This window comes from Kribbella sp. (assembly GCF_035655035.1).
GTDB lineage: Bacteria > Actinomycetota > Actinomycetes > Propionibacteriales > Kribbellaceae > Kribbella.
In genome coordinates this window covers 1-19,700 of record NZ_DASRVN010000130.1, presented here as the reverse complement: position 1 = coordinate 19,700, position 19,700 = coordinate 1, and the positions used below count along the sequence as shown (strand labels likewise).

19 protein-coding genes and 1 pseudogene are annotated in these 19,700 nt (G+C 70.5%); 10 read left to right on the top strand and 10 right to left on the bottom strand.

Annotation, left to right across the window (positions count from 1 at the left end; genetic code table 11):
• The first annotated feature begins 185 nt into the window (after window positions 1-185).
• From def to VFF46_RS07505, 4 genes are all read left to right on the top strand, one after another.
• Entirely contained in the window at window positions 186-734 is a 549-nt protein-coding gene (gene def, locus VFF46_RS07520) for a peptide deformylase (RefSeq protein ID WP_325036295.1), read from the top strand.
• Window positions 735-744: 10 nt separating this feature from the next.
• The gene (fmt, locus tag VFF46_RS07515) at window positions 745-1,674 is read left to right on the top strand and encodes a methionyl-tRNA formyltransferase (RefSeq protein ID WP_325036294.1); all 930 of its coding nucleotides are present in this window, start codon (window positions 745-747) and stop codon (window positions 1,672-1,674) included.
• Window positions 1,671-3,077, top strand: a complete 1,407-nt coding sequence (locus VFF46_RS07510) for an RsmB/NOP family class I SAM-dependent RNA methyltransferase (RefSeq protein ID WP_325036293.1) — start codon at window positions 1,671-1,673, stop codon at window positions 3,075-3,077. The genes fmt and VFF46_RS07510 overlap by 4 nt, the downstream gene beginning before the upstream one ends.
• A 78-nt stretch (window positions 3,078-3,155) precedes the next feature.
• Complete coding sequence (locus VFF46_RS07505; protein WP_325036292.1) at window positions 3,156-4,148, top strand: DMT family transporter; 993 nt, start codon at window positions 3,156-3,158, stop codon at window positions 4,146-4,148.
• An 88-nt stretch (window positions 4,149-4,236) separates the two neighbouring features.
• On the opposite strand, the gene VFF46_RS07500 is transcribed toward VFF46_RS07505, so the two are convergent.
• The gene (locus VFF46_RS07500) at window positions 4,237-5,193 is read right to left on the bottom strand and encodes a DMT family transporter (RefSeq protein ID WP_325036291.1); all 957 of its coding nucleotides are present in this window, start codon (window positions 5,191-5,193) and stop codon (window positions 4,237-4,239) included.
• 100 nt (window positions 5,194-5,293) lie between these two features.
• Here VFF46_RS07500 and VFF46_RS07495 point away from each other — a divergent pair, with 100 nt between their 5' ends.
• The 4 genes from VFF46_RS07495 to VFF46_RS07480 are packed head-to-tail and all read left to right on the top strand — an operon-like array spanning window position 5,294 to window position 10,567.
• Window positions 5,294-6,490 carry a cysteine desulfurase-like protein gene (locus VFF46_RS07495; protein ID WP_325036290.1) on the top strand — a complete coding sequence of 399 codons (1,197 nt, stop codon included), beginning with the start codon at window positions 5,294-5,296 and terminating at the stop codon, window positions 6,488-6,490.
• A gap of 36 nt (window positions 6,491-6,526) precedes the next feature.
• Window positions 6,527-8,080: a hypothetical protein gene (locus VFF46_RS07490; RefSeq protein WP_325036289.1), complete on the top strand. Its 1,554-nt coding sequence runs from the start codon at window positions 6,527-6,529 to the stop codon at window positions 8,078-8,080.
• Window positions 8,073-9,290 (top strand): ROK family transcriptional regulator, encoded by a 1,218-nt coding sequence (locus tag VFF46_RS07485; RefSeq protein ID WP_325036288.1) that lies wholly within the window; start codon window positions 8,073-8,075, stop codon window positions 9,288-9,290. The genes VFF46_RS07490 and VFF46_RS07485 overlap by 8 nt, the downstream gene beginning before the upstream one ends.
• Before the next feature lie 8 nt (window positions 9,291-9,298).
• Window positions 9,299-10,567: a glycoside hydrolase family 125 protein gene (locus VFF46_RS07480; protein ID WP_325036287.1), complete on the top strand. Its 1,269-nt coding sequence runs from the start codon at window positions 9,299-9,301 to the stop codon at window positions 10,565-10,567.
• On the opposite strand, the gene VFF46_RS07475 is transcribed toward VFF46_RS07480, so the two are convergent.
• The 5 genes from VFF46_RS07475 to VFF46_RS07455 all read right to left on the bottom strand — a co-directional run bounded on the left by VFF46_RS07475 (window position 10,560) and on the right by VFF46_RS07455 (window position 14,844).
• The gene (locus VFF46_RS07475) at window positions 10,560-11,405 is read right to left on the bottom strand and encodes an ABC transporter permease (protein ID WP_325036286.1); all 846 of its coding nucleotides are present in this window, start codon (window positions 11,403-11,405) and stop codon (window positions 10,560-10,562) included. The genes VFF46_RS07480 and VFF46_RS07475 overlap by 8 nt on opposite strands.
• Window positions 11,395-12,291, bottom strand: a complete 897-nt coding sequence (locus VFF46_RS07470; RefSeq protein ID WP_325036285.1) for an ABC transporter ATP-binding protein — start codon at window positions 12,289-12,291, stop codon at window positions 11,395-11,397. The genes VFF46_RS07475 and VFF46_RS07470 overlap by 11 nt, the downstream gene beginning before the upstream one ends.
• Before the next feature lie 93 nt (window positions 12,292-12,384).
• On the bottom strand, window positions 12,385-13,050 hold the full coding sequence (locus VFF46_RS07465; protein WP_325036284.1) for a response regulator transcription factor: 666 nt from the start codon (window positions 13,048-13,050) through the stop codon (window positions 12,385-12,387).
• A 10-nt stretch (window positions 13,051-13,060) separates the two neighbouring features.
• Entirely contained in the window at window positions 13,061-13,705 is a 645-nt protein-coding gene (locus VFF46_RS07460) for a response regulator transcription factor (protein ID WP_325036283.1), read from the bottom strand.
• Complete coding sequence (locus VFF46_RS07455) at window positions 13,702-14,844, bottom strand: sensor histidine kinase (protein WP_325036282.1); 1,143 nt, start codon at window positions 14,842-14,844, stop codon at window positions 13,702-13,704. The genes VFF46_RS07460 and VFF46_RS07455 overlap by 4 nt, the downstream gene beginning before the upstream one ends.
• 215 nt (window positions 14,845-15,059) lie before the next feature.
• Between VFF46_RS07455 and VFF46_RS07450 the strand changes: the two genes are divergently transcribed.
• The gene (locus VFF46_RS07450; protein ID WP_325036281.1) at window positions 15,060-15,398 is read left to right on the top strand and encodes a DUF6069 family protein; all 339 of its coding nucleotides are present in this window, start codon (window positions 15,060-15,062) and stop codon (window positions 15,396-15,398) included.
• On the opposite strand, the gene VFF46_RS07445 is transcribed toward VFF46_RS07450, so the two are convergent.
• Entirely contained in the window at window positions 15,336-16,082 is a 747-nt protein-coding gene (locus VFF46_RS07445; RefSeq protein WP_325036280.1) for a FadR/GntR family transcriptional regulator, read from the bottom strand. The genes VFF46_RS07450 and VFF46_RS07445 overlap by 63 nt on opposite strands.
• A gap of 141 nt (window positions 16,083-16,223) precedes the next feature.
• Here VFF46_RS07445 and VFF46_RS07440 point away from each other — a divergent pair, with 141 nt between their 5' ends.
• A complete protein-coding gene (locus VFF46_RS07440; protein WP_325036279.1) occupies window positions 16,224-17,435 on the top strand; it encodes an alpha-hydroxy acid oxidase in 1,212 nt (403 codons plus the stop codon).
• A gap of 48 nt (window positions 17,436-17,483) precedes the next feature.
• On the opposite strand, the gene VFF46_RS07435 is transcribed toward VFF46_RS07440, so the two are convergent.
• The 3 genes and pseudogenes from VFF46_RS07435 to VFF46_RS07425 form a co-directional block, all read right to left on the bottom strand.
• Window positions 17,484-18,617 (bottom strand): sensor histidine kinase, encoded by a 1,134-nt coding sequence (locus VFF46_RS07435; protein WP_325036278.1) that lies wholly within the window; start codon window positions 18,615-18,617, stop codon window positions 17,484-17,486.
• 79 nt (window positions 18,618-18,696) lie between these two features.
• Entirely contained in the window at window positions 18,697-19,335 is a 639-nt protein-coding gene (locus VFF46_RS07430; RefSeq protein ID WP_325036277.1) for an MSMEG_1061 family FMN-dependent PPOX-type flavoprotein, read from the bottom strand.
• A pseudogene (locus VFF46_RS07425) lies at window positions 19,335-19,700 on the bottom strand (MFS transporter); the annotation flags it as partial. The pseudogene VFF46_RS07425 and the gene VFF46_RS07430, both read right to left, overlap by 1 nt.

The window sequence follows — 19,700 nt, the reverse complement described above, 5'->3', positions numbered from 1 at the left end:
TGCCCCCCGTGCTGCTGTGAGCATTGGGTCTCCCGAGCGGCGTGTGACGGCAGTGACTGTAGGTACGCCTGGGACCACAGTACGTGCTTGTGGCAACAAACGGGAGGGGCCTCCCGCCGGGAATCTCCGCCGCGGGCCAACTAAACTGTCCCGGTCCCGGTCCGTAGAAGCGTGTGGAGAGTCTGTTGCCGGTCCAACCCATCCGCCTGTTCGGCGACCCCGTGCTGATCACCAAGGCCGAGCCGGTCGTCGACTTCGACGCCGAGCTGCGCCGCCTGGTGGCGGACCTCACCGACACCATGCAGGACGCGCCCGGCTCCGGCCTGGCCGCGCCGCAGATCGGCGTCGGCCTGCGGGTGTTCACGTACCACGTCGAGGGCGAGCTGGGTCACCTGATCAACCCGGAGCTCTCACTCTCCCTCGAGGAACAGTTCGGCCCGGAAGGCTGCCTGTCGATCCCCGGCCTCACCTTCGACTGCCGCCGCGCCCAGTCCGTGATCGCCAAGGGCTTCAACATGTACGGCGACCCCGTGGTCATCGAAGGCTCCGACCTGCTCGCCCGCTGCATCCAGCACGAGACCGACCACCTCGACGGCGTCCTGTTCGTCGACCGCCTCGACCGCGAAACCCGCAAGGCCGCCATGAAGGCCATCCGCGAATCCGAATGGTCCGGCCTCTCCGGCCCCCCACAGATCAAGGTCTCCCCCCACCCCACGAACGGATTCGGCCTGTGAGAGTTGCACTGTGAGAGTCGTCTTTGCCGGTACGCCGGAGCCAGCTGTTACCGCGCTCGAGGCGATTGTTGCCAGTCGCCACGAACTGGTCGGGGTCGTGACCCGGCCGGACGCGCCGGCCGGGCGGGGGCGCAAGCTTGTGGCGTCGCCGGTGGCGCAGTACGCCGAGGAGCTCGGGGTGGAGATCCTGAAGCCGGTGAAGCCGAGCGATCCGGAGTTCCTGGCGCGGCTGCGGGAGATCGCGCCGGACTGCTGCCCGGTGGTCGCGTACGGCGGGTTGCTGCCGCAGGCGGCGCTGGACATCCCGGAGCACGGCTGGATCAACCTGCACTTCTCGGTGCTGCCCGCGTGGCGTGGTGCGGCGCCGGTACAGCACTCGATCATCTCCGGCGACGACGTGACCGGGGCGAGCACGTTCCGGATCGTGAAGGCGCTCGACGCCGGCCCGGTGTACGGCGTACTGACCGAGCCGATCGGGCCGACGGACACGGCCGGGGACCTGCTGCACCGGTTGGCGGTGTCCGGGTCGAAGCTGCTCGTCGACACGCTGGACGGGATCGAGGCCGGCGTACTGGAGGCACGCGAGCAGCCCGCCGACGGCGTGACGCTGGCGCCGAAGCTCACGGTCGAGGACGCCGAGCTGGACCTGAACGCGCCGGCCCAGCGGGTGGACCGGCTGGTACGCGGGTGCAATCCCGCACCGGGTGCGTGGACGACGTTCCGCGGCGAGCGGCTGAAGGTGCTCGCCGTACGGCTGACCGACGAGGAACTGAAGCCGGGCGAGCTGCGGGCGACCAAGTCGAGCGTGCTCGCCGGCACCGGGAGCAAGGCGGTCGAGCTCGTCACGGTCCAGCCCCAGGGCAAGAAGCCGATGGCGGCTGCCGACTGGGCGCGCGGGATCCGTCTCACCGACGAGGATCGGCTGGGTACGACGTCGTGAGTGATCGGTCGCCGCGGAATCGCGGGCCGCAGCGGGGGCCGGATCGGGTACGGCGGGTCGCGTACGAGGTGATCCGCCAGGTCACCTCCCAGGGCGGCTACGCGAACCTCGCACTGAACAAGGCACTCCGCGAGGCGCGGCTGTCCGGGCGCGACGCCGCCTTCTGTACGGAGCTGGTCCACGGCACGCTGCGCTGGCAGGGCACGTACGACGCCTTCCTCGCGCGGAGCGTGTCCCGCCCGCTCGACGAGCTCGACCCGGAGCTCCTCGACATGCTCCGCCTCGGCAGCCACCAGCTGCTGAACATGCGGGTGGACTCGTACGCCGCGGTGTCGGAGATGGTCAGCCTCACCCGCGCCGTGCTGGGCCAGAAACGCACCGGCCTGGTCAACGCAGTGCTCCGCAAGATCAGCCAGCGGACGCTCGACCAGTGGATCAGCACCGTCGCCCCGACCTGGGAGGACGACCCGCTGGGCCACCTGGCGATCGCCGAGGCGCATCCGGTGTGGGTGATCGAGGCCTTCGACCGGGCCCTGACCGACGGTCCGGGCGCCGCCCCGCCGGGCAATGCCGCGATCGAGCTGGAGCGGTTGCTCGTCGCGGACAACGAGCCGCCTCGGGTGACGCTGGTGGCTCGGCCCGGGTTGTCGGACGTGGAGGAGTTGGTGGCGGCCGGAGCGGAGCCTGCGCGGTGGTCGCCGTACGGAGCTGTGCTTGGTGGGGGTGGGGACCCCGGGCGGATCGAGGCGGTTGCGACCGGGCGCGCGGGGGTGCAGGACGAAGGGTCACAGCTGGTGGCGCTCGCGCTGGCCTCCGCGAAGGTCGACGGAGACGACGCGAACTGGCTGGATCTGTGCGCCGGGCCCGGTGGAAAGTCGGCCTTGCTGGCGGCGCTGGTGAAGGACGGCCGGCTGACCGCGGTCGAGCCGCTCAAGCATCGCGCCGAGCTCGTCCGGCAGAACCTGCGGGCGATCCCGGGCGACCACAAGGTGCTCGTCGGCGACGGCACCAAGCCGACCTGGCCGGCCGGTTCCTTCGACCGCGTGCTGGCGGACGTACCGTGCAGCGGCCTCGGTGCGCTGCGGCGTCGCCCGGAGGCGCGCTGGCGCCGTACGCCGGAAGACGTCGAGGAGCTCCGCCCGCTGCAGGAAGCCCTGCTGGACTCGGCGATCACGTCGGTCCGCCCGGGCGGGGTCGTCGCGTACGTGACCTGCTCCCCGCACCCCGACGAGACCCGCGCCGTCGTCGACACGGTCCTCGCCAGTCGCGCCGACGCGACGCTGGAGGACGCCCGCGCGCTGTTCCCCGGCGTACCCGATCTGGGCGACGGCCCCGACGTACAGCTCTGGCCGCATCTGCACGGCACCGACGCCATGTACCTGGCGCTCGTCCGGCGCTCGTAGGGCCTGTCTGGCAATCCAGACAGGCCGTAGTCCGGACCTCCTGACAGGCGCTACAGCGCGAACGGTCATGATGGTGTCGTGACGACGACCGCGACCCGCCCCGCAGGATCGACCCGGCAGCACCACCTCGTCGGGTTGGTGTCCGCCTTCGGGATCGGGATGCTGGTCGCGGTCCAGTCCCGGATCAACGGCGAGCTGGGCGGCAAGCTGGGCGACGGGATCCCGGCGGCGCTGATCTCGTTCGGTACCGGTCTGCTCGTGCTGCTGGTCGCCACGGCGGTGGTTCCTCCGGTACGGCGTGGGCTCGGCAACGTGTGGCGCACGATCCGGAACCCGATGCGCGGGCACGGCGGCCTGCGCTGGTGGCAATGCACCGGCGGCGTCGCGGGGGCGTTCCTGGTCGCGACGCAGTCGATCACGGTGTCGGTGATCGGCGTCGCGGTGTTCCTGGTGGCGGGCGTGGCCGGGCAGGCAATCAGCAGTCTGGTCGTCGACCGGCTCGGGTTCGGTCCGGCGGGGCCGCAGCCGCTGACCACGCTGCGGATCGTCGGCGCGGCGGTCGCGTTGGTCGCGGTGGCTCTCGCGGTGTCGGATCAGCTGAGTCACCCGGACGGGCTGCTGCTCGCGATCCTGCCTGCGCTGGCCGGTGTCGGTACCGCCGTACAGCAGGCGATCAACGGGCGGGTCGCGCGGACGGCTTCATCGGATGCGTACGGCGCGGTCGCGGCCGGGGTGGTGAACTTCCTCGTCGGCTTCCTCGCGCTGCTGCTGGTCTTCCTCGTCGACCTGGCGTTGCGTGGAGCGCCGAAGCACCTGCCGGGCGAGCCCTGGTTGTACTTCGGCGGCATGTGTGGCGTGATCTTCATCAGCGCGGCCGCCGCCGTGGTCCGCGTGGTCGGCGTCTTCGTCCTCGGCCTCGGTACGATCGCCGGTCAGCTGATCGCCAGCCTCTTCATCGACGTCTTCGTCCCGGTCGCCGCCAAACCGATCACCACCCCCGTCGTCGCCGGCACCCTGCTGGCACTCGTCGCCGTCGTGATCGCCGCTGTGCCCAACCTGCGTCGCGCGTAGGTGCGGACCTCCGTCACTGACCAAGCGCTCGCCGCCCACGCGTCCGCCGCTCAGCTGCGGTCGGCGACCGACCGCACGGCGAGGTTGATCAGTGGCGCAGGTCCGCCAACTCCGACGGTTTACGGCGGAGGCCGGCAAACACGCCCTGGGACACGGCCACGCCCGCCAGGACGACCAGACCGCCGACGGGCTGGTACCAGGTGAGGTGTTCGTGCAGGACGATTACGCCGACCAGGATCGAGAACACCGGCATCAGGTACGTGACCATCGACGAGCGGCTGGCGCCGATCAGGCGGATGTTGCGCATGTTGAGCACGAACGCGAGTCCGCTGCCCAAAGCACCCAGCGCGAGCACGCTCAGCACGACCTTCGGGGACAGCGACCACGGCGCGGGCGGCGCCTGACCGGTCACCAGCGGCGCGACCACCGCGAGCTGGACCGTTGCGCAGAGCAACAACGCCGTGGACAGGGCCGTGCCGGACAACGTCGTACCGGCCAGGAACCGTTTCTGGTAAGGGATCGCGAGCCCGTAGAAGAACGCGGCCAGCATGCACAGCCCCTGCCCGGCCAGATCCGCGCCGCCCTGCACCCGCCACGCGCCGAGCACCACGAGCACCCCGAGGAACCCGATCAGCAGCCCGAACCCGCGCTGTGCCGAGAACTTCTCGGTCCGGAAGATCAGGACCGCGATCGGCAGCACGATCAGCGGCGTGATGCCGTTCCAGATCCCGGCCAGCAGCGACGGGATCCGCTCCTCGCCGTACCCGAACAGGGTCCACGGGATCGCCGACCCGATCGCCCCGACCACGAACGAGTGCCCCCACAACCGCGGGTCCCGCGGCAGCGGCTCGCGCTTCACGATCAGGATCGCCAGCAGTACGACGGAACCGGCCAGCACCCGGCCGAGCGCCAGGTAGAGCGGCGGCAGCTCGCGGACGCCGACCGAGATGAACAGGAAGCTGCAGCCCCAGATGGCGGCCAGCGCCAGCATGGTCGGAAGCCATGCCCGGGTCGGGACCGTGTCAGGAGTCGTCGGCGTGCTCACTCCTGACATCCTGCACTACTCGGTCGACAGTTCGCGCATTTATATCCGTATTCGGGCAGGAGCTGGCGGCGAGTGTCAGGAGCGAGAGAGGATGACGCCCATGAGTGCCTTCGACGTGACTGCGGTCCGGAAACAGTTCCCCGCGCTCGAGGAAGGGGCGGCGCACTTCGACGGCCCCGGTGGTTCGCAGACTCCGCAACCGGTCGCCGACGCGGTCGCGAAGACCCTCACCTCGGCGCTCGCGAACCGCGGCCGGCTGACCGCCGCCGAGCGACGCGCGGACGGGGTCGTCGTCGGCGCCCGCGAGGCGATGGCCGACCTGCTCGGTACGACCGCGCAGGGGATCGTCTTCGGCCGGAGCATGACCCAGCTGACGTACGACTTCTCCCGGACGCTCGCCAAGACCTGGACCGCCGGCGACGAGGTGATCGTCACGCGCCTCGACCACGACGCGAACGTCCGCCCGTGGGTGCAGGCCGCCGAGGCCGCGGGCGCCACGATCAAGTGGCTCGGGTTCGACCCGGAGACGTCCGAGCTCGACGATATCGGCCCGCTGCTCACCGACCGTACCCGGTTGGTGGCGGTCACCGCCGCCTCCAACCTGCTCGGCACCCGGCCCGACACCCAGCGGATCGCCGACCAGGTGCACGCGGCCGGTGCGCTGATCTACGTCGACGGCGTACACCTCACCGCGCACGCGCCGGTCGACGCGGGGTACGCCGACTTCTACGTGTGCTCGCCGTACAAGTTCTTCGGCCCGCACCTCGGCGTGCTGACCGCGGCGCCGGATCTGCTCGAGACGCTGACGCCGGACAAGCTGCTGCCGTCGACGGACGTCGTACCGGAGCGGTTCGAGTTCGGCACGCTGCCGTACGAGCTGCTTGCCGGTACGACGGCCGCGGTCGACTTCATCGCCGGGCTGGGCGGCTCCGGCTCGACCCGGCGCGAGCGTCTCGTCGAATCGCTCCGCCTGGTCGAGGAGCATGAGGACGCGCTCCGCGACGACCTGGAGGCCCGGCTCGCGGCGATCCCCGGCGTGACGCTGTACGGCCACGCCGCGAACCGCACGCCCACGCTCCTGTTCACGCTCGAGGGCCACACCCCGGCGGAAGTCGCCGAGCACCTGGCCGCCGCGGGAGTGAACGCCCCAGCGGGCTCGTTCTACGCCTACGAGCCGGCCAACCACCTCGGCCTCGGCCCGGCCGGCGCCGTCCGCGCCGGGCTGGCGCCGTACAACGACCAGTCCGACGTCGACCGCCTGGTTGACGCCTTGACCACCCTCAGACGTACTAACTAAAGTCCCTGGGGAAATTAATTCGCCCGAGGGAGCAACGTGAGAGAACCGAGCGCTGTTTTCGTGCAGACGGACCCCTCGGACGGATTGGTCGTACCGTCGCGCGCGGGGGCCGAGGTCGGCTGGAACGACGGCACCGTCGAGGTCACGGCCCAGCGGATCTCCCGGGTCGCGCTGCGCTGGTCGGAGAAGTTGCCGGCCGACGCGCTGATCCTCGGTGACGCGTGGGAGCGGTCGTACGGCGATCTGCAGTGGCGGCACCAGCAGCCCGAGCGGCTGCTGCCGTGGTACTTCCTCGTGCACTCGAGCGCGGGAACGTTCGGCCTGGGCGTCGACGTACAGCCGAACGCGTTCTGCTCCTGGACAGTCGACCGCGACGGGTTCACGTTGTGGCTCGACCTGCGCAACGGCGGCGGGCCGGTTCACCTGGGCGGCCGTACGCTGACAGCAGCCGTCGTGCGACGATTCGAGGACGCCGGTACACCGTGGCAGACCCTCAACGCAGCGGTCGCCTCCCTGAGCACCCGGCTACCGGCGCGACCTGAGCCCGCGCCGGTGGCCGGGCCTGTAGTCGGCGCCAACAACTGGTACTACGCGTACGGCGAGAACTTCGACGAGAAGGCGGTCCTCAAGGACGCGTCCACGATCGTGGAGCTCGCCGACGGCCACCCGGTGAAGCCGTTCAGCGTCGTCGACGACGGCTGGTACCCGGGCGGCGTCTGCTCCGGCGGCCCGTGGGACCGCGGCATTCCGGGCGTCTTCGACGACCTGGCCGGTACGGCGGCCGCGATCAAGACGATCGGCGCCCGCCCCGGGCTGTGGTTCCGCCCGCTCCTGGTCCGCGAGCCGTCGCCGCTGGCCTCGAAGGGCCCGCACGACAAGCCCGGCCGCGCCCTCGACCCGACGTACCCCGAGGTGATGGACGGGATCCGCGCGGACCTGCGGCGGTTCAGGGACTGGGGTTTCGAGCTCGTCAAGCACGACTTCAGCACGTACGACGTGTTCGGCGATTTCGGGCCCGCGATGGGTGCACGGATGACCGACGACGGCTGGCAGTTCCACGACCCCACCCGGACCACCGCCGAGATCGTCCTGGACTTCTACCGCGAGTTCCGGTCGGCCGCGCAGGACCTGGTGGTGATCGGCTGCAACACCGTCGGCCATCTCGCCGCCGGGCTGGTCGACGTGCAGCGGATCGGCGACGACACGTCGGGCCGGGACTGGGAGCGGACCCGGAAGATGGGCGTGAACACGCTCGCGTTCCGGCTGCCGCAGCACAACCGGTTCTTCACCGTCGACGCCGACTGCGTCCCGTGCACGCCACAGACGCCGTGGGAGCTGAACGCGCGCTACCTGGACCTGATCGCCCGCTCCGGTACGGCGCTGTTCCTGTCGATCGACCCGGCCGCCCGGACCGCCGAGACCGACCGGGCGCTGCGCGACGGGATCCGGCTCGCGCTCGACGGCGGTACGCCGGGCGGCATCGAGCCGACGGACTGGCTGACGAACACCACGCCGAACGAGTGGCGCACCGGCGACGGCCCGATCGAGTACGGCTGGACGCAGCCGTGGGGCGCGGACCCGAATGGCTAGACGCGGGACCAACCTGGATCGCGTCGGGGGGTTCAACGACGCCGTCGTACTGGACGCGATCCGCCGCAGCGAACAACTCAGCCGGGTCGAGCTGGCCGAGGCCACCGGCCTGTCCGGGCAGGCGATCTCGAACATCGCGCGCCGGCTGCTCGACGCCGGCCTGGTCCGCGAGGCCGGTGTCCTGCGCGGCGCCGGGCTGGGCAAGCCGCGGACGCTGCTCGAACTCGAACCCACCGGCCGGTACGCCGTCGGCGTGCACCTGGACCCGTCCGTCGTCACCGTCGTGCTGCTGGACCTGACCGGTCAGGTGGTCGCGCGCCGGGTCGTCGACCAGCACGCCGACGACCCGGACCTGCTGATCGACGGGATCGCGAAGACGATCGAGGAAGTGATCTCCGAGTCCGGCGCGGTCCGCGACCGGGTCACCGGGGTGGGCATCGCCGCGCCCGGTCCGATCGATGTGGAGCGCGGCGTGGTCGTGGACCCGCCGAACCTGTCGGCCTGGCACCTCGTCCCGCTGTGCGATCAGCTGCAGGAGCGGACCGGTCTGCCGGTTGTCCTGGACAAGGACGTGACCGCCGCGGCCGCCGCGGAGAAGTGGGCCGGGCAAGGTGGGAGCTTCGTGTTCTTCTACCTAGGTACGGGCGTCGGTGCCGGGCTCGTGATCGGCGACGAGGTGGTGCGCGGCTCGTCCAGCAATGTCGGCGAGATCGGGCACGTGATCGTCGACCCCGACGGGCCGGTCTGTTACTGCGGGCGCCGCGGATGCGTCGGGGAGGCGAGCCAGCCGCGGTACCTGGTGCAGCAGGCGGTCCGGGCCGGAGTACTTGCCGACGGCATCGACCTCGACGACCGCCCGGCCGTCGACGAGGCGTTCGCCCTGCTGTGCGCCCGCGCCGCGGACGGCTCCGCCGAGGCACGGCGGATCGTCGTACAGTTGGCCGTCCGGATCGCCAAGGTGGTCGAGGACGTCGCGAACCTGCTGGACCTGGACCGCGTCGTGTTCGGCGGTCCGCACTGGGAACACCTCGCTCCGGTCCTGAACGCCGCCGTCCGGACGGCGCTCGAGGGCCGGTTCCTGTTGCAGGCGGTGCACCCGTTCGAGGTCACCGGAACCGCGCTCGGCACCGACGTCGGCGCGATCGGCGCCGCGACCCTGGTCCTCGACCGGACCTTCTCGCCCAACCCAGCTCTCGCTGTCGAAAGGTAGATGGACACATGATCGACCCCGAGGTCCTCGCCCGCGCCGTCGCGGCGGTTCAGCAGGCCTGCGGTGACGAGGTGATCGCGGAGATGTTCCGGCGTTCGATGGCCGAGAACCTGCCCGCGGTCGCCCAGCGGCTGCCGGACGGGACCACGTTCGTGCTCACCGGCGACATCCCGGCGATGTGGCTGCGGGACTCCGCCGCGCAGTTGCGTCCGTACCTGCTGCTGTGCAAGGACGATCCGGGCCTGCAGGAGGTCCTGATCGGCGTACTGCACCGGCAGCTCGAGTACGTCGTACTCGACCCGTACGCGAACGCCTTCAACCAGGAGGCGAACGGCGCCGGGCACGTCACCGACGAGACCGACATGTCGCCGTGGGTGTGGGAGCGCAAGTACGAGATCGACTCGCTGTGCTTCCCCCTCGAGCTGGCGTACCGGCTGTGGCGGATCACCGGCCGCGCCGACGTGATCGACCAGCGGTTCCGGGCCGCGGCCGAGATGATCGTCGACCTGTGGACCGTGGAGCAGGACCACGAGGCGCGGTCGCCGTACCGCTTCCAGCGACACGACGAGCGGCCCGAGGACACGCTGGTCCGGGACGGCCGGGGGCGGCTGACCCGGCCGACCGGGATGTCGTGGAGCGCGTTCCGGCCGAGCGACGACGCCACCGAGCTGGGCTTCAACGTGCCCGGCAACATGTTCGCGTCCGTGGTGCTCGGGTACCTGCAGGAGATCGCCACCGAGGTGCTGCGGGACCAGTCGCTGGCCGACCGCGCGAAGGCGTTGAAGGCGGAGATCGACGAGGGCATCACGCAGTACGGCACGGTCGACCACCCGGTCCACGGCCGCGTGTACGCCTATGAGGTGGACGGGCTGGGGGAGTCGTTGGTGATGGACGACGCGAACATGCCGAGCCTACTGTCGATCCCGCTGACCGGGTACGCCGCGCCGGACGACCCGACGTACCTCGCGACCCGGTCCCTGCTGCTCAGCCCGGACAACCCGTACTACTACAGCGGCACGGTCGCCGCCGGGATCGGCAGCCCGCACACGCCGCCGCGCTACATCTGGCACATCGCCCTCGCCGTGCAGGGCATCTCGAGTACGTCGGCCGAGGAACGGCAGCGGCTGCTCGAACTGCTCCGCGACACCACCGGCGGCACCGGGCAGATGCACGAGGGCTTCGACGTGGACGACCCGCGGAAGTTCACTCGCGAGTGGTTCTCCTGGGCGAACGCGATGTTCTGCGAGCTCGCCCTGGTACACGCCGGGATCAGGTGACGTCCCGGCGCCGCGTGGTCCAGGCAGCCAGGATCGCAAATATCGCGCAGTAGGCGATCAAGGTCAGCAAGGCCCGTCCGCCGCCGACCGCGTCCCGTACCCCGGGTGGCGCGTCGGCGGCGGCCATGCCGGTGACGCTGAACACGAGCGAGCCGGCGTTCGTGCCGGGCAGCAGGTTGGCGAGCCACTTCAGGCTCGGCAGCAGGCTGCTGACCACGCCGGCCAGTAGGGTCTCGATCCCGAGGATCCACACGACACCGAGACCGATGGGCAGTGCAACGTTGCGGAAGGCAACGGCCAGCACGGCGCCGGCCAGGCACCACATCATCAGCACCAGCCAGCCACCGGCCAATCCCTTGGCCAGGCCAACGACGCTCGGCCAGTTCGTGGCGCCGTTCTCCGCGGCCGCGATGCCGACGCTGCACAGGGCGCAGGCAGCGAAGATCCCCAGCACCCAGAGCGCGATCATGGTGCCGAGGGCAAGGAACTGCGCGCCGAGGACCGTCAGCCGGCGCGGACGCTGGGTGAGCACGGTCTTCAGCGTGCCCCAGGTGTACTCGCCGCCGATCACGATCGCGCCGAGCACCAGCGCGAGCGCTCCGGCGAAGATCGGGTAGCCGCCGATCGTGTTGTCGATGACGCGTTCCGGCAGCATGCCGCGGAGCACCTCGGCCCGCGGTACGCCGGTCGTACCGGGGGTGTTGTCGCCGGTCGCGTACGCGACGTACGGCAGCAGGTAGCCGAAGATCAGGCTCAGCACGAGCCCGGCGCCGAACAGTACCCAGACGGCGGATCGCTTGCGGAGCTTGAGGAGCTCCGCGCGGTAGCTACCCGACATCGGCCTTCTCCTCGGTGGTCAGCTCGAAGAAGATGTCTTCCAGCGCGCGCTCGGTGGTGTGCAGTTCGGAGACCTCGACACCGGCCTCGACGAGCGTCCGGTTCACCTCGGCGGCCCGGCGCGGATCGACCTGCAGGCGGAGCGTGTCGTCGTACTGATGGACCGTTCCGAAGCCCGCGAGCAGCGTCTTCGCCTGCTCCTTCGGGGCGGCGCGGACGACGAGTTCCTGCTCGCCGCGGAGTTCGTCGACGTTGTGCTCGGCAACCATCCGGCCGGCGTTGATGATGCCCACCCGGTCGCAGATCTGCTGCACCTCGCCGAGCAGATGGCTGGACAGGAGTACGGTCCGCCCGCCGGAGCCGAGCTCGCGGATCAGCCGCCGCATGTCCCGCATCCCGGCCGGGTCGAGGCCGTTCGTCGGCTCGTCGAGGATCACCAGCTCCGGATCCTTCAGCAGCGCGGCGGCCACCCCGAGACGTTGCTTCATCCCGAGGGAGTACGTCGAGAACCGGTCCTTCGCGCGCTCCGCCAGGTCGACGAGCTCGAGCACCTCGTCGATCCGCGCGCGATCGATGCCGGCGTACTCCGCGAGCAGCCGGAGGTTGTCGAGGCCGGACAGGTACGGGTAGAACGCCGGCGACTCGATCATCGAGCCGGTCCTGCGGAGTACGTCGGTCTCACCCGGCCGCCCGCCCAGCACCCGCACGCTGCCGCTCGTCGGCGCGATCAGCCCGGTGAGGATCCGCAACGTGGTCGTCTTGCCCGCACCGTTCGGCCCGAGAAACCCGTACACCTCACCCGCCAGCACCGTCAGATCGACACCGTCAACCGCGAGGGTGTCGCCGTACCTCTTCGTCAGCCCACTGACCTCCACCAACGCATCCATACCTAGAGGATGTCGCCGGGCAGTACGTGTGGCGTCGCCTCCGGGGAGTGACTCAACCTACCCCCGATGGAGTACTCACGGCGGTTTGCAGCTTCAGCCGAGCCAGCCGGGGCGGACCAGGCCGGTCTGGTAGGCGACGACGACCAGTTGCGCGCGGTCGCGGACGCCGAGCTTGATCATCGCGCGGCTGACGTGCGTCTTCGCGGTCGCCGGGCTCAGCACGAGCCGCGCGGCGATCTCGTCGTTCGACAGGCCCTCGCCGACCAGCGCGACGATCTCCTTCTCGCGTTCGGTGAGTACGTCGAGTTCCTTGCTCGCGTGCGGCTGCCGGCTGCGGGACGCGAACTCGGCCACCAGCCGTCGCGTGACGCCGGGGGAGAGCAGCGCGTCCCCGCGCGCGACCACCCGGACCGCCTGCAGCAGCTCGACCGGCTCGGTGTCCTTCACCAGGAACCCGCTCGCCCCGACCCGCAGCGCCTCGAAGACGTACTCGTCCAGATCGAACGTCGTCAGGATCACCACGTGGACGTCGGCCAGCTCCGGGTCCGACCCGATCCGCCGGGTCGCCTCCAGCCCGTCGGTCCCGGGCATCCGGATGTCCATCAGTACGACGTCGGGCTTCTCCCGCCGCGCCACCACCACCGCTTCCGCGCCGTCCGCCACCTCGCCGACCACGGTGATGTCGTCCTCGGCGTTCAGCAACGACCGGAACCCGGCCCGCACCAACGCCTGATCATCCGCCAGCAACACCCGAATCATGGCTCGGAGCTTATGCGAGCCCCGCGTCATGAGCGAGCAAGGCGACCTGGGTGCGGTTGCCGAGTTCGAGTTTGGTGAGGATGTGCGAGATGTGCGCCTTCACGGTCGCCAGGCTCATGAACAGCTCGGTGGCGATCTGCGCGTTCGCCTTGCCCTGGGCGACCGCCAGCATCACGTCGTACTCCCGCGGTGACAGCCGCTCCAGCTTCTGCTGCGCGATCGTGTGCGCGTCGGCCTGCGTCGCGGCGCGGTCCATCAGCCGGCGGGTGATCGCCGGCGACAGGATCGGGTCCCCGGCCGCGACCCGCCGTACCGCCTCGACGATCTGCGCCGGGGGCGTGTCCTTGAGCAGGAACCCGCTGGCCCCGGCGCGGAGCGCGTGCAGCACGTTCTCGTCGGTGTCGAACGTGGTGAGCACCACCACGTCCGGCGGATTCGGCCGCGCCCGCAGCCGCCGGGTCGCGACGATCCCGTCCACCCGCGGCATCCGCAGGTCCATCAGCACGATGTCCGGGAAATGCGCGTCGACCGCGGCCGGTACCTCGTCGCCGTCCGCGGCCTGCCCGACCACCGAGATCCCGTTCGCGCCGTCGAGCATCATCTCCAGGCTGGCCCTGACCAACGCGTCGTCGTCCACCACCAGTACCCGGATCATGCAGGCCACGGTAGCGAGGCCTCGAGGCGGAACGCGCCACCGGGCTCCCGCCCGTGGTCGAGCGTGCCGCCAGCGAGCTGCACCCGCTCGGTGAGCCCGACCAGCCCCGTCCCGCTGCCCGGCACCAACGGCGTACCGTTCGACGACGGGTTGGTCAGCTCGATCCGCAGCCCGTCCCCCGGGTGACCGGTGACCAGGACCTGCACCGGATACCCGGCGGCGTGCTTGCGGGCGTTCGTCAGCCCTTCCTGGACGATCCGGTACGCCGTCCGCCCGGTTGCCGGCGGCAACGACGTCGAGTCCGCGACCCTGTCGTCGTACGCGATCGTGGTCCCCGCCTCCCGGGACTCGTCGACCAGCGCCCGGAGGTCACCGAACGTCGGCTGCGGCCGCGCCTCGTACACGTCCTCGTCCCGCAACACGTTGATCACCTCGCGCAACTCGTCGAGCGCCTGGTGTACGCCGGTACGGATCACCCCGGCCGCCGTCGCGAGCTTCTCCGGCGAGGAGTCCGGCCGGTACTCGAGGGCGCCGGCGTACGTCGCCAGCAGCGACAGGCGATGCGCCAGTACGTCGTGCATCTCGCGCGCCATCTTCGTCCGCTCCAAGGACCGCGCCTCCGCGACCCGGCGGCCCTGTTCCGCCTCGGCGCGGAGGGCGCGTTCCCGCAGCGACGCGAGCAGTTGCTGGCGGGCCTGCGTGCCCTGGCCCCAGCCGAGCAGACCGGCGTGCACGACGACGACGAGCACGGCGTACCAGAAGTAGGGCAGCCCGTGGATCGGTTGCCAGAGGCCCTGAACGAGATGGCTCGCGGTGCCGACGCACGCGACCAGGATCGACGTACGCAGCGGTTGCCGGAGCGCGACGTTCAACGTGCCGACGGTCGACGGCGGGGTCGCGGCGGGGGAGAACGCCGCCAGCACGGCTACCGCGATCGCGCCGTTCACCGGCCGCCGGAACACCCACGGCATCAGCCCGACCGAGGCGATCCCGACCACGATGTCCAACGGCAGGAACTTCCGGTGCTCCGCGTCCGGCAACCGCCCGACGATCGTCAGCCCCACCAGCACCGCGATCGCCGCGACCGCCACGACCTCGACGTACCGAGGCGGCTTCCGCGGCAGACACAACTCGTTCATGCCCCGAGGGTAAGCGTCCCTTCTCCTCCCCACCACCGACCAAAGTAGAACCCCCACAGCCACCCGACCGATGCCGAACTGCCGCCCCGCACCCCACCCTGAACCCACACCCACCACCCAAGGAGCCCCAGATGCAAACTCTCAACAACCCCACCCCGGTTCTGGGGGAGCGGAGCCGTGTGCGAGGTAGGAGATTCGGGGTTATTGGTATTGCAGTGGTTGCCGCGTTGCTGGACTGGAGCCTGCTGGTTCCGCTTGGCGGGCTCACGCTGTCGGCCCGGCAGGACGGCGTTCAGCACATCGGTGCTGCGGCAGTGGTGATCTCCACCGCCGCGATCGCCCTCCTCGGCTGGGCCCTGCTCGCGATCCTCGAACGCCGTACCCCACGCGCCCGCACCATCTGGACCGTCATCGCGACCATCGTCTGCCTGATCTCCCTCGCCAGCCCGCTGATCAACGGCATCGGCCCCGGCGCCAAGCTCGGCCTCGCCTCACTCCACCTGATCGTCGGCGCGACCGTCGTCCTCGGCCTCCGCCGTACCGTACGGCGCTAACTGCGCCGCCTGGTAGAAGCCCTGGATATGCGCGACCACCAGCCCGGCCGCGCGCTCCGGCTCCCCACCCCGCACCGCCGCCAGGATCGCCCGGTGCTCGGCCCGCAACCCGACCACCGTCTCCTCCCAGTCCGGCAGATTCGGCACCGCCGCCAGCACGTACCCGTGAATCGCCGACCGCAACGACGCCATCACCGCAGCGATCAGTACGTTCCCCGCCAGCCCCGACAACGCGACATGAAACTCCGCGTCGAGCAGGTGGAACTCCTCCGGCGACAACCCGCCGTCGTCCATCCGGTCCAGCAGCTCCTCGGCGACCTTCAGCTCGCCCGCCGCCAGCTCCCGCCCGGCCGCCTCCCGCGCCGCCCACGACTCCAGCAGCAGCCGGGTCTCGACAACGTCCCCCATCGGCAGATGATTGGTTGCCAGGTGCAACCGAAGTACGGCGGTCAACGGCGAGACCGGCTCCGCCACGATCACCGTGCCCGCGTCCGGCCCGGACCCGGTCGCGGTCCGTACGACGCCCATCGCCTCCAGCACCCGGACCGCCTCCCGCACCGACGGCCGGCTGATCCCGAGCTGCTCCGCGAGCGCCCGCTCACCCGGCAGCCGCCCCCCGATCCGCAACCGCTCGGCGCCGAGCTCCCGCTCCACCCACCCCAACACGACCTCGTAGTTCCGCACCCGCAGCTCCGACCGCTTGGGGAGGATTTCCTCCCGATTCAGGGGCAAAATCCTCCCCAGCTCGTTGGTGGACGACTCTACCTGTGTGGTCGGACCACAGGGTAGGGTGTGGTCCGACCACAGATTCAGCCGGGAGTTGTGATGACCGATCGCCAGATGCCCAAATGGTCCGAGTTGAAGCCGTTGCTGCGGCCGAAGCCGATCACGGTGAACGCCACCGACCGGCGCCTGGAGAAGGCGCTGACGATCGCGGACCTGCGGGCGATCGCGAAGCGCCGGACGCCGCGGTCGGTGTTCGACTACACCGACGGCGCCGCCGAGGCCGAGATCAGCCTGCGCCGCGCCCGCCGGCTGTTCGCCGAGATGGAGCTGCAGCCGTCGATCCTGCGCGACGTCTCCGAGATCGACCTCGGTACGACCATCCTCGGGAAGCGCTCGGAGCTGCCGTTCGCGTTCGCGCCGACCGGCTTCACCCGGATGATGAACCACGAGGGCGAGAGCGCCGTCGTCAAGGTCGCCCAGGACGTCGGCATCCCGTACGCGCTGTCCACCATGGGCACCACCTCGATCGAGGATGTCGCGGCCGCGGCGCCGGACGCCCGCAAGTGGTTCCAGCTGTACGTGTGGAAGGACCGCGACGCCGGCGAGGACCTGGTGAAGCGGTCGGCCGCCGCCGGGTACGAGGCGCTGATGCTGACCGTCGACGTACCGGTGGCCGGCGCCCGGCTCCGCGACGTCCGGAACGGCTTCACGATCCCGCCGTCGCTGACCGCGAAGACCGTCCTGGACGCGTCGATGCACCCGGCCTGGTGGGCGAACCTGCTGACCACGCGGCCGCTGACGTTCGCGTCGCTGTCCACCTGGGACGGCACGGTCGCGGAGCTGCTGGACAAGCTGTTCGACCCGACCATGACGATCGACGACTTCAACTGGCTGCGCTCGATCTGGGACGGCCCGCTGATCGTGAAAGGCATCCAGACCGTCGAGGACGCCCGGCGCGTGGTCGACGCCGGCGCGGACGCCGTCGTACTGTCCAACCATGGCGGCCGCCAGCTGGACCGGGCGCCGACACCGCTGCGCATCCTCCCGGACGTCCGCAAGGCGATCGGCAGCGACGCCGAGATCTACCTGGACACGGGCATCATGTCCGGCGCGGACGTGGTCGCGGCGATCGCCCTCGGTGCCGACGCCTGCCTGGTCGGCCGCGCGTACCTGTACGGCCTGATGGCCGGCGGCCAGCGCGGTGTGGCTCGGGCCGCGGAGATCCTGACCAAGGAGGTCCGCCGCACGATGGCACTACTCGGCGTCTCAACCGTCGCCGACCTGAACCCCGCCCACGTCCGCCTGCCCTGAGGCCGGCACCGGCACCGCGCCCGCGTCGAGCGGCGTGGTCACGGGAACCTACAGCGGCAGGTTCGCGATGATGCGGAGGCCGCCGGCGGGGGTGCGGTTGGCGGTCAGGGTGCCGCCGAGGGCGGTGGCGCGTTCACGCATGCCGGAGATGCCGTTGCCTTCCTTCGGCGGCGCGGTGAGGGATTCGCCGTTGTCGTCGACCTGAACGACCAGCGCCTGCTCGCCGTACTGGATCCGGACCGTCGCGGACGTCGCCCGGGCGTGCCGTACGACGTTCGTCAGCGACTCCTGGATGATCCGGAACGCGGCGCGGTCCAGGCCGCTCGACAGCGGACGCGGATCGCCGTGGACGATCTTGTGCACCTCGAGCCCGGCGCGCGCCGTGCGGCTGACGAGGTGGTCGAGGTGGTCGAGGCCCGCGACCGGCTGGCGGGGCGCTGACTCGTCCGACTGGCGCAGTACGCCGACGATCGAGCGGAGTTCGACCAGAGCCTCCTTGCTGGCGTCCTTGATCGCTGCCAGCGCTGGGGCGGCCTGCTCGGGCTGCCGGTCGACCAGGTGCAGCGCGGTGGACGCCTGCACGTTGATCAGCGAGATGTGGTGCGCGACGACGTCGTGGAGTTCCTGCGCAATCCGGAGTCGTTCCTCACCGGCACGCCGCAGCTCCTCCTCCTTGCGGGTGCGCGCGGCCGCCATGACGCGTTCACGGTGCGCGCGGAAGAGCTCGGCGAGGAATCCGAGTACGCAGAAGCAGGCGCCGACGAGCAGGACCTGGTAGATGCCGTCCTGGGTGAGCCCGAGGACGATCCGGCCGCCGACGTGGCCGACGTACAACGAGATCAGTCCGGCCCAGCCCGCGACCCGATGACCCAGGCGGATCGTGGTGAAGACCGCGATCACGAACGGGATGATGACCGGGCCCCACGGGTACTCGCGGAGTACGTAGACGAGTGTCGCGGCGACGATCACCCACAGCACCGGCACCGGGCGGGTGTTGCGCCAGAACAGGGCGAGGGCGGCGATCAGCAGCAGTACGACCATCAACGCGTCCGGGTGGTGCCGGTCGGTCTGGCCGCGGGCAGCGCCGAACGTCCCGATCACCGAGAACACGGCCAGCCCGATCGGCAGCGTGAAACGGCGGATCCGGGCCGCGAGGTCCGGGGTGTCGAGAAGTGCGGTCACACTACTGAACCGTAGACGGCGGCCGGGGCGGGTGTCATCGTCGCCACGGAGTACTTCCGGCTGCGCCCGCCGAAGTACTTCAGTATTTGACCTTGTAGATCGACTCCTCGTACTTCTTGCCGTAGTACTCGTCGAGGTTGGTCAGGTCGTCGTCGGGACGCTCGAACGTCTTCGACAGCACCGCGCGGCGCGGGACGGCCTCCGGGTTCCAGGTCTCCGGCTTCCACAGCTGCGAGCGCAGGAACGACTTCGAGCAGTGGTGGAAGATCTGCTCGATCTCGACCAGCAGCGCGAGCTGCGGGCGGTTGCCCTTGACCACCATGTCGTCGAAGAACGGCGCGTCCTTGACGATCCGGGCGCGGCCGTTGATCCGCAGCGTGTCGGTGCGGCCGGGGACGAAGTAGATCAGCCCGAGGTGCGGATTGCTGAGCAGGTTGGTGAAGCCGTCGATCCGGCGGTTGCCGGCCCGGTCCGGGATCGCGATCGTGGTCCGGTCCAGGACCTTGGTGAAGCCGGCCGGGTCGCCCTTGGGGGAGACGTCGCAGTTGCCGTCGGCGTCGGAGGTCGCGATCAGACAGAACGGCGAGTTGCCGAGCCACAGCAGGTCCAGGTCGTGGAGCTCCTTGCGCTCCTTGGCGACAGCGGCGCCGATCGGCGGCGGAACGACCTCGCGCAGTTCGTCGTAGGTGGTGATCTCGACCAGTCCGGGAATCTCCATCAGGCGGCGCTCTCCTCTACCAGCGACGGCGTGGCGTCCTCGTTGACGGCCCTCGTCCGCGCAGCCCATCGTACGGCGGGACCAGTCGCGCAACTGGTCCCCAGGAACAGTGCACCGACCGCGATCCAGCCGATCGGGCCCCAGCCGAGGATGACCGTGGTGAGGAGCGCCGGGCCGAGCATCCGGGCGATCGCGGGGCCGGTGCCGAAGAAGCCTTGGTACTGTCCCTGCTTGTCGGCGGGGGCCAGACCGAAGCTGATCTCCCAGGCGCCGGAGGCGAGCTTCATCTCGCCGACGGTGAGGAGTGCGGCGGCGGCCACGAGTACGGCGGCGGTCGTTGCCGGGCCGAGGTGCGTCGCGGTGGT

What these genes read in the sequence shown, in the direction of transcription:
- VFF46_RS07495 (WP_325036290.1), top strand. Translation starts at nt 5,294, where the DNA reads ATGAGTGCCTTCGACGTGACTGCGGTCCGGAAACAGTTCCCCGCGCTC.
- VFF46_RS07485 (WP_325036288.1), top strand. Translation starts at nt 8,073, where the DNA reads ATGGCTAGACGCGGGACCAACCTGGATCGCGTCGGGGGGTTCAACGAC.
- VFF46_RS07480 (WP_325036287.1), top strand. Translation starts at nt 9,299, where the DNA reads ATGATCGACCCCGAGGTCCTCGCCCGCGCCGTCGCGGCGGTTCAGCAG.
- VFF46_RS07475 (WP_325036286.1), bottom strand. Translation starts at nt 11,405, where the DNA reads ATGTCGGGTAGCTACCGCGCGGAGCTCCTCAAGCTCCGCAAGCGATCC.
- VFF46_RS07470 (WP_325036285.1), bottom strand. Translation starts at nt 12,291, where the DNA reads ATGGATGCGTTGGTGGAGGTCAGTGGGCTGACGAAGAGGTACGGCGAC.
- VFF46_RS07465 (WP_325036284.1), bottom strand. Translation starts at nt 13,050, where the DNA reads ATGATTCGGGTGTTGCTGGCGGATGATCAGGCGTTGGTGCGGGCCGGG.
- VFF46_RS07460 (WP_325036283.1), bottom strand. Translation starts at nt 13,705, where the DNA reads ATGATCCGGGTACTGGTGGTGGACGACGACGCGTTGGTCAGGGCCAGC.
- VFF46_RS07455 (WP_325036282.1), bottom strand. Translation starts at nt 14,844, where the DNA reads ATGAACGAGTTGTGTCTGCCGCGGAAGCCGCCTCGGTACGTCGAGGTC.
- VFF46_RS07440 (WP_325036279.1), top strand. Translation starts at nt 16,224, where the DNA reads ATGACCGATCGCCAGATGCCCAAATGGTCCGAGTTGAAGCCGTTGCTG.
- VFF46_RS07430 (WP_325036277.1), bottom strand. Translation starts at nt 19,335, where the DNA reads ATGGAGATTCCCGGACTGGTCGAGATCACCACCTACGACGAACTGCGC.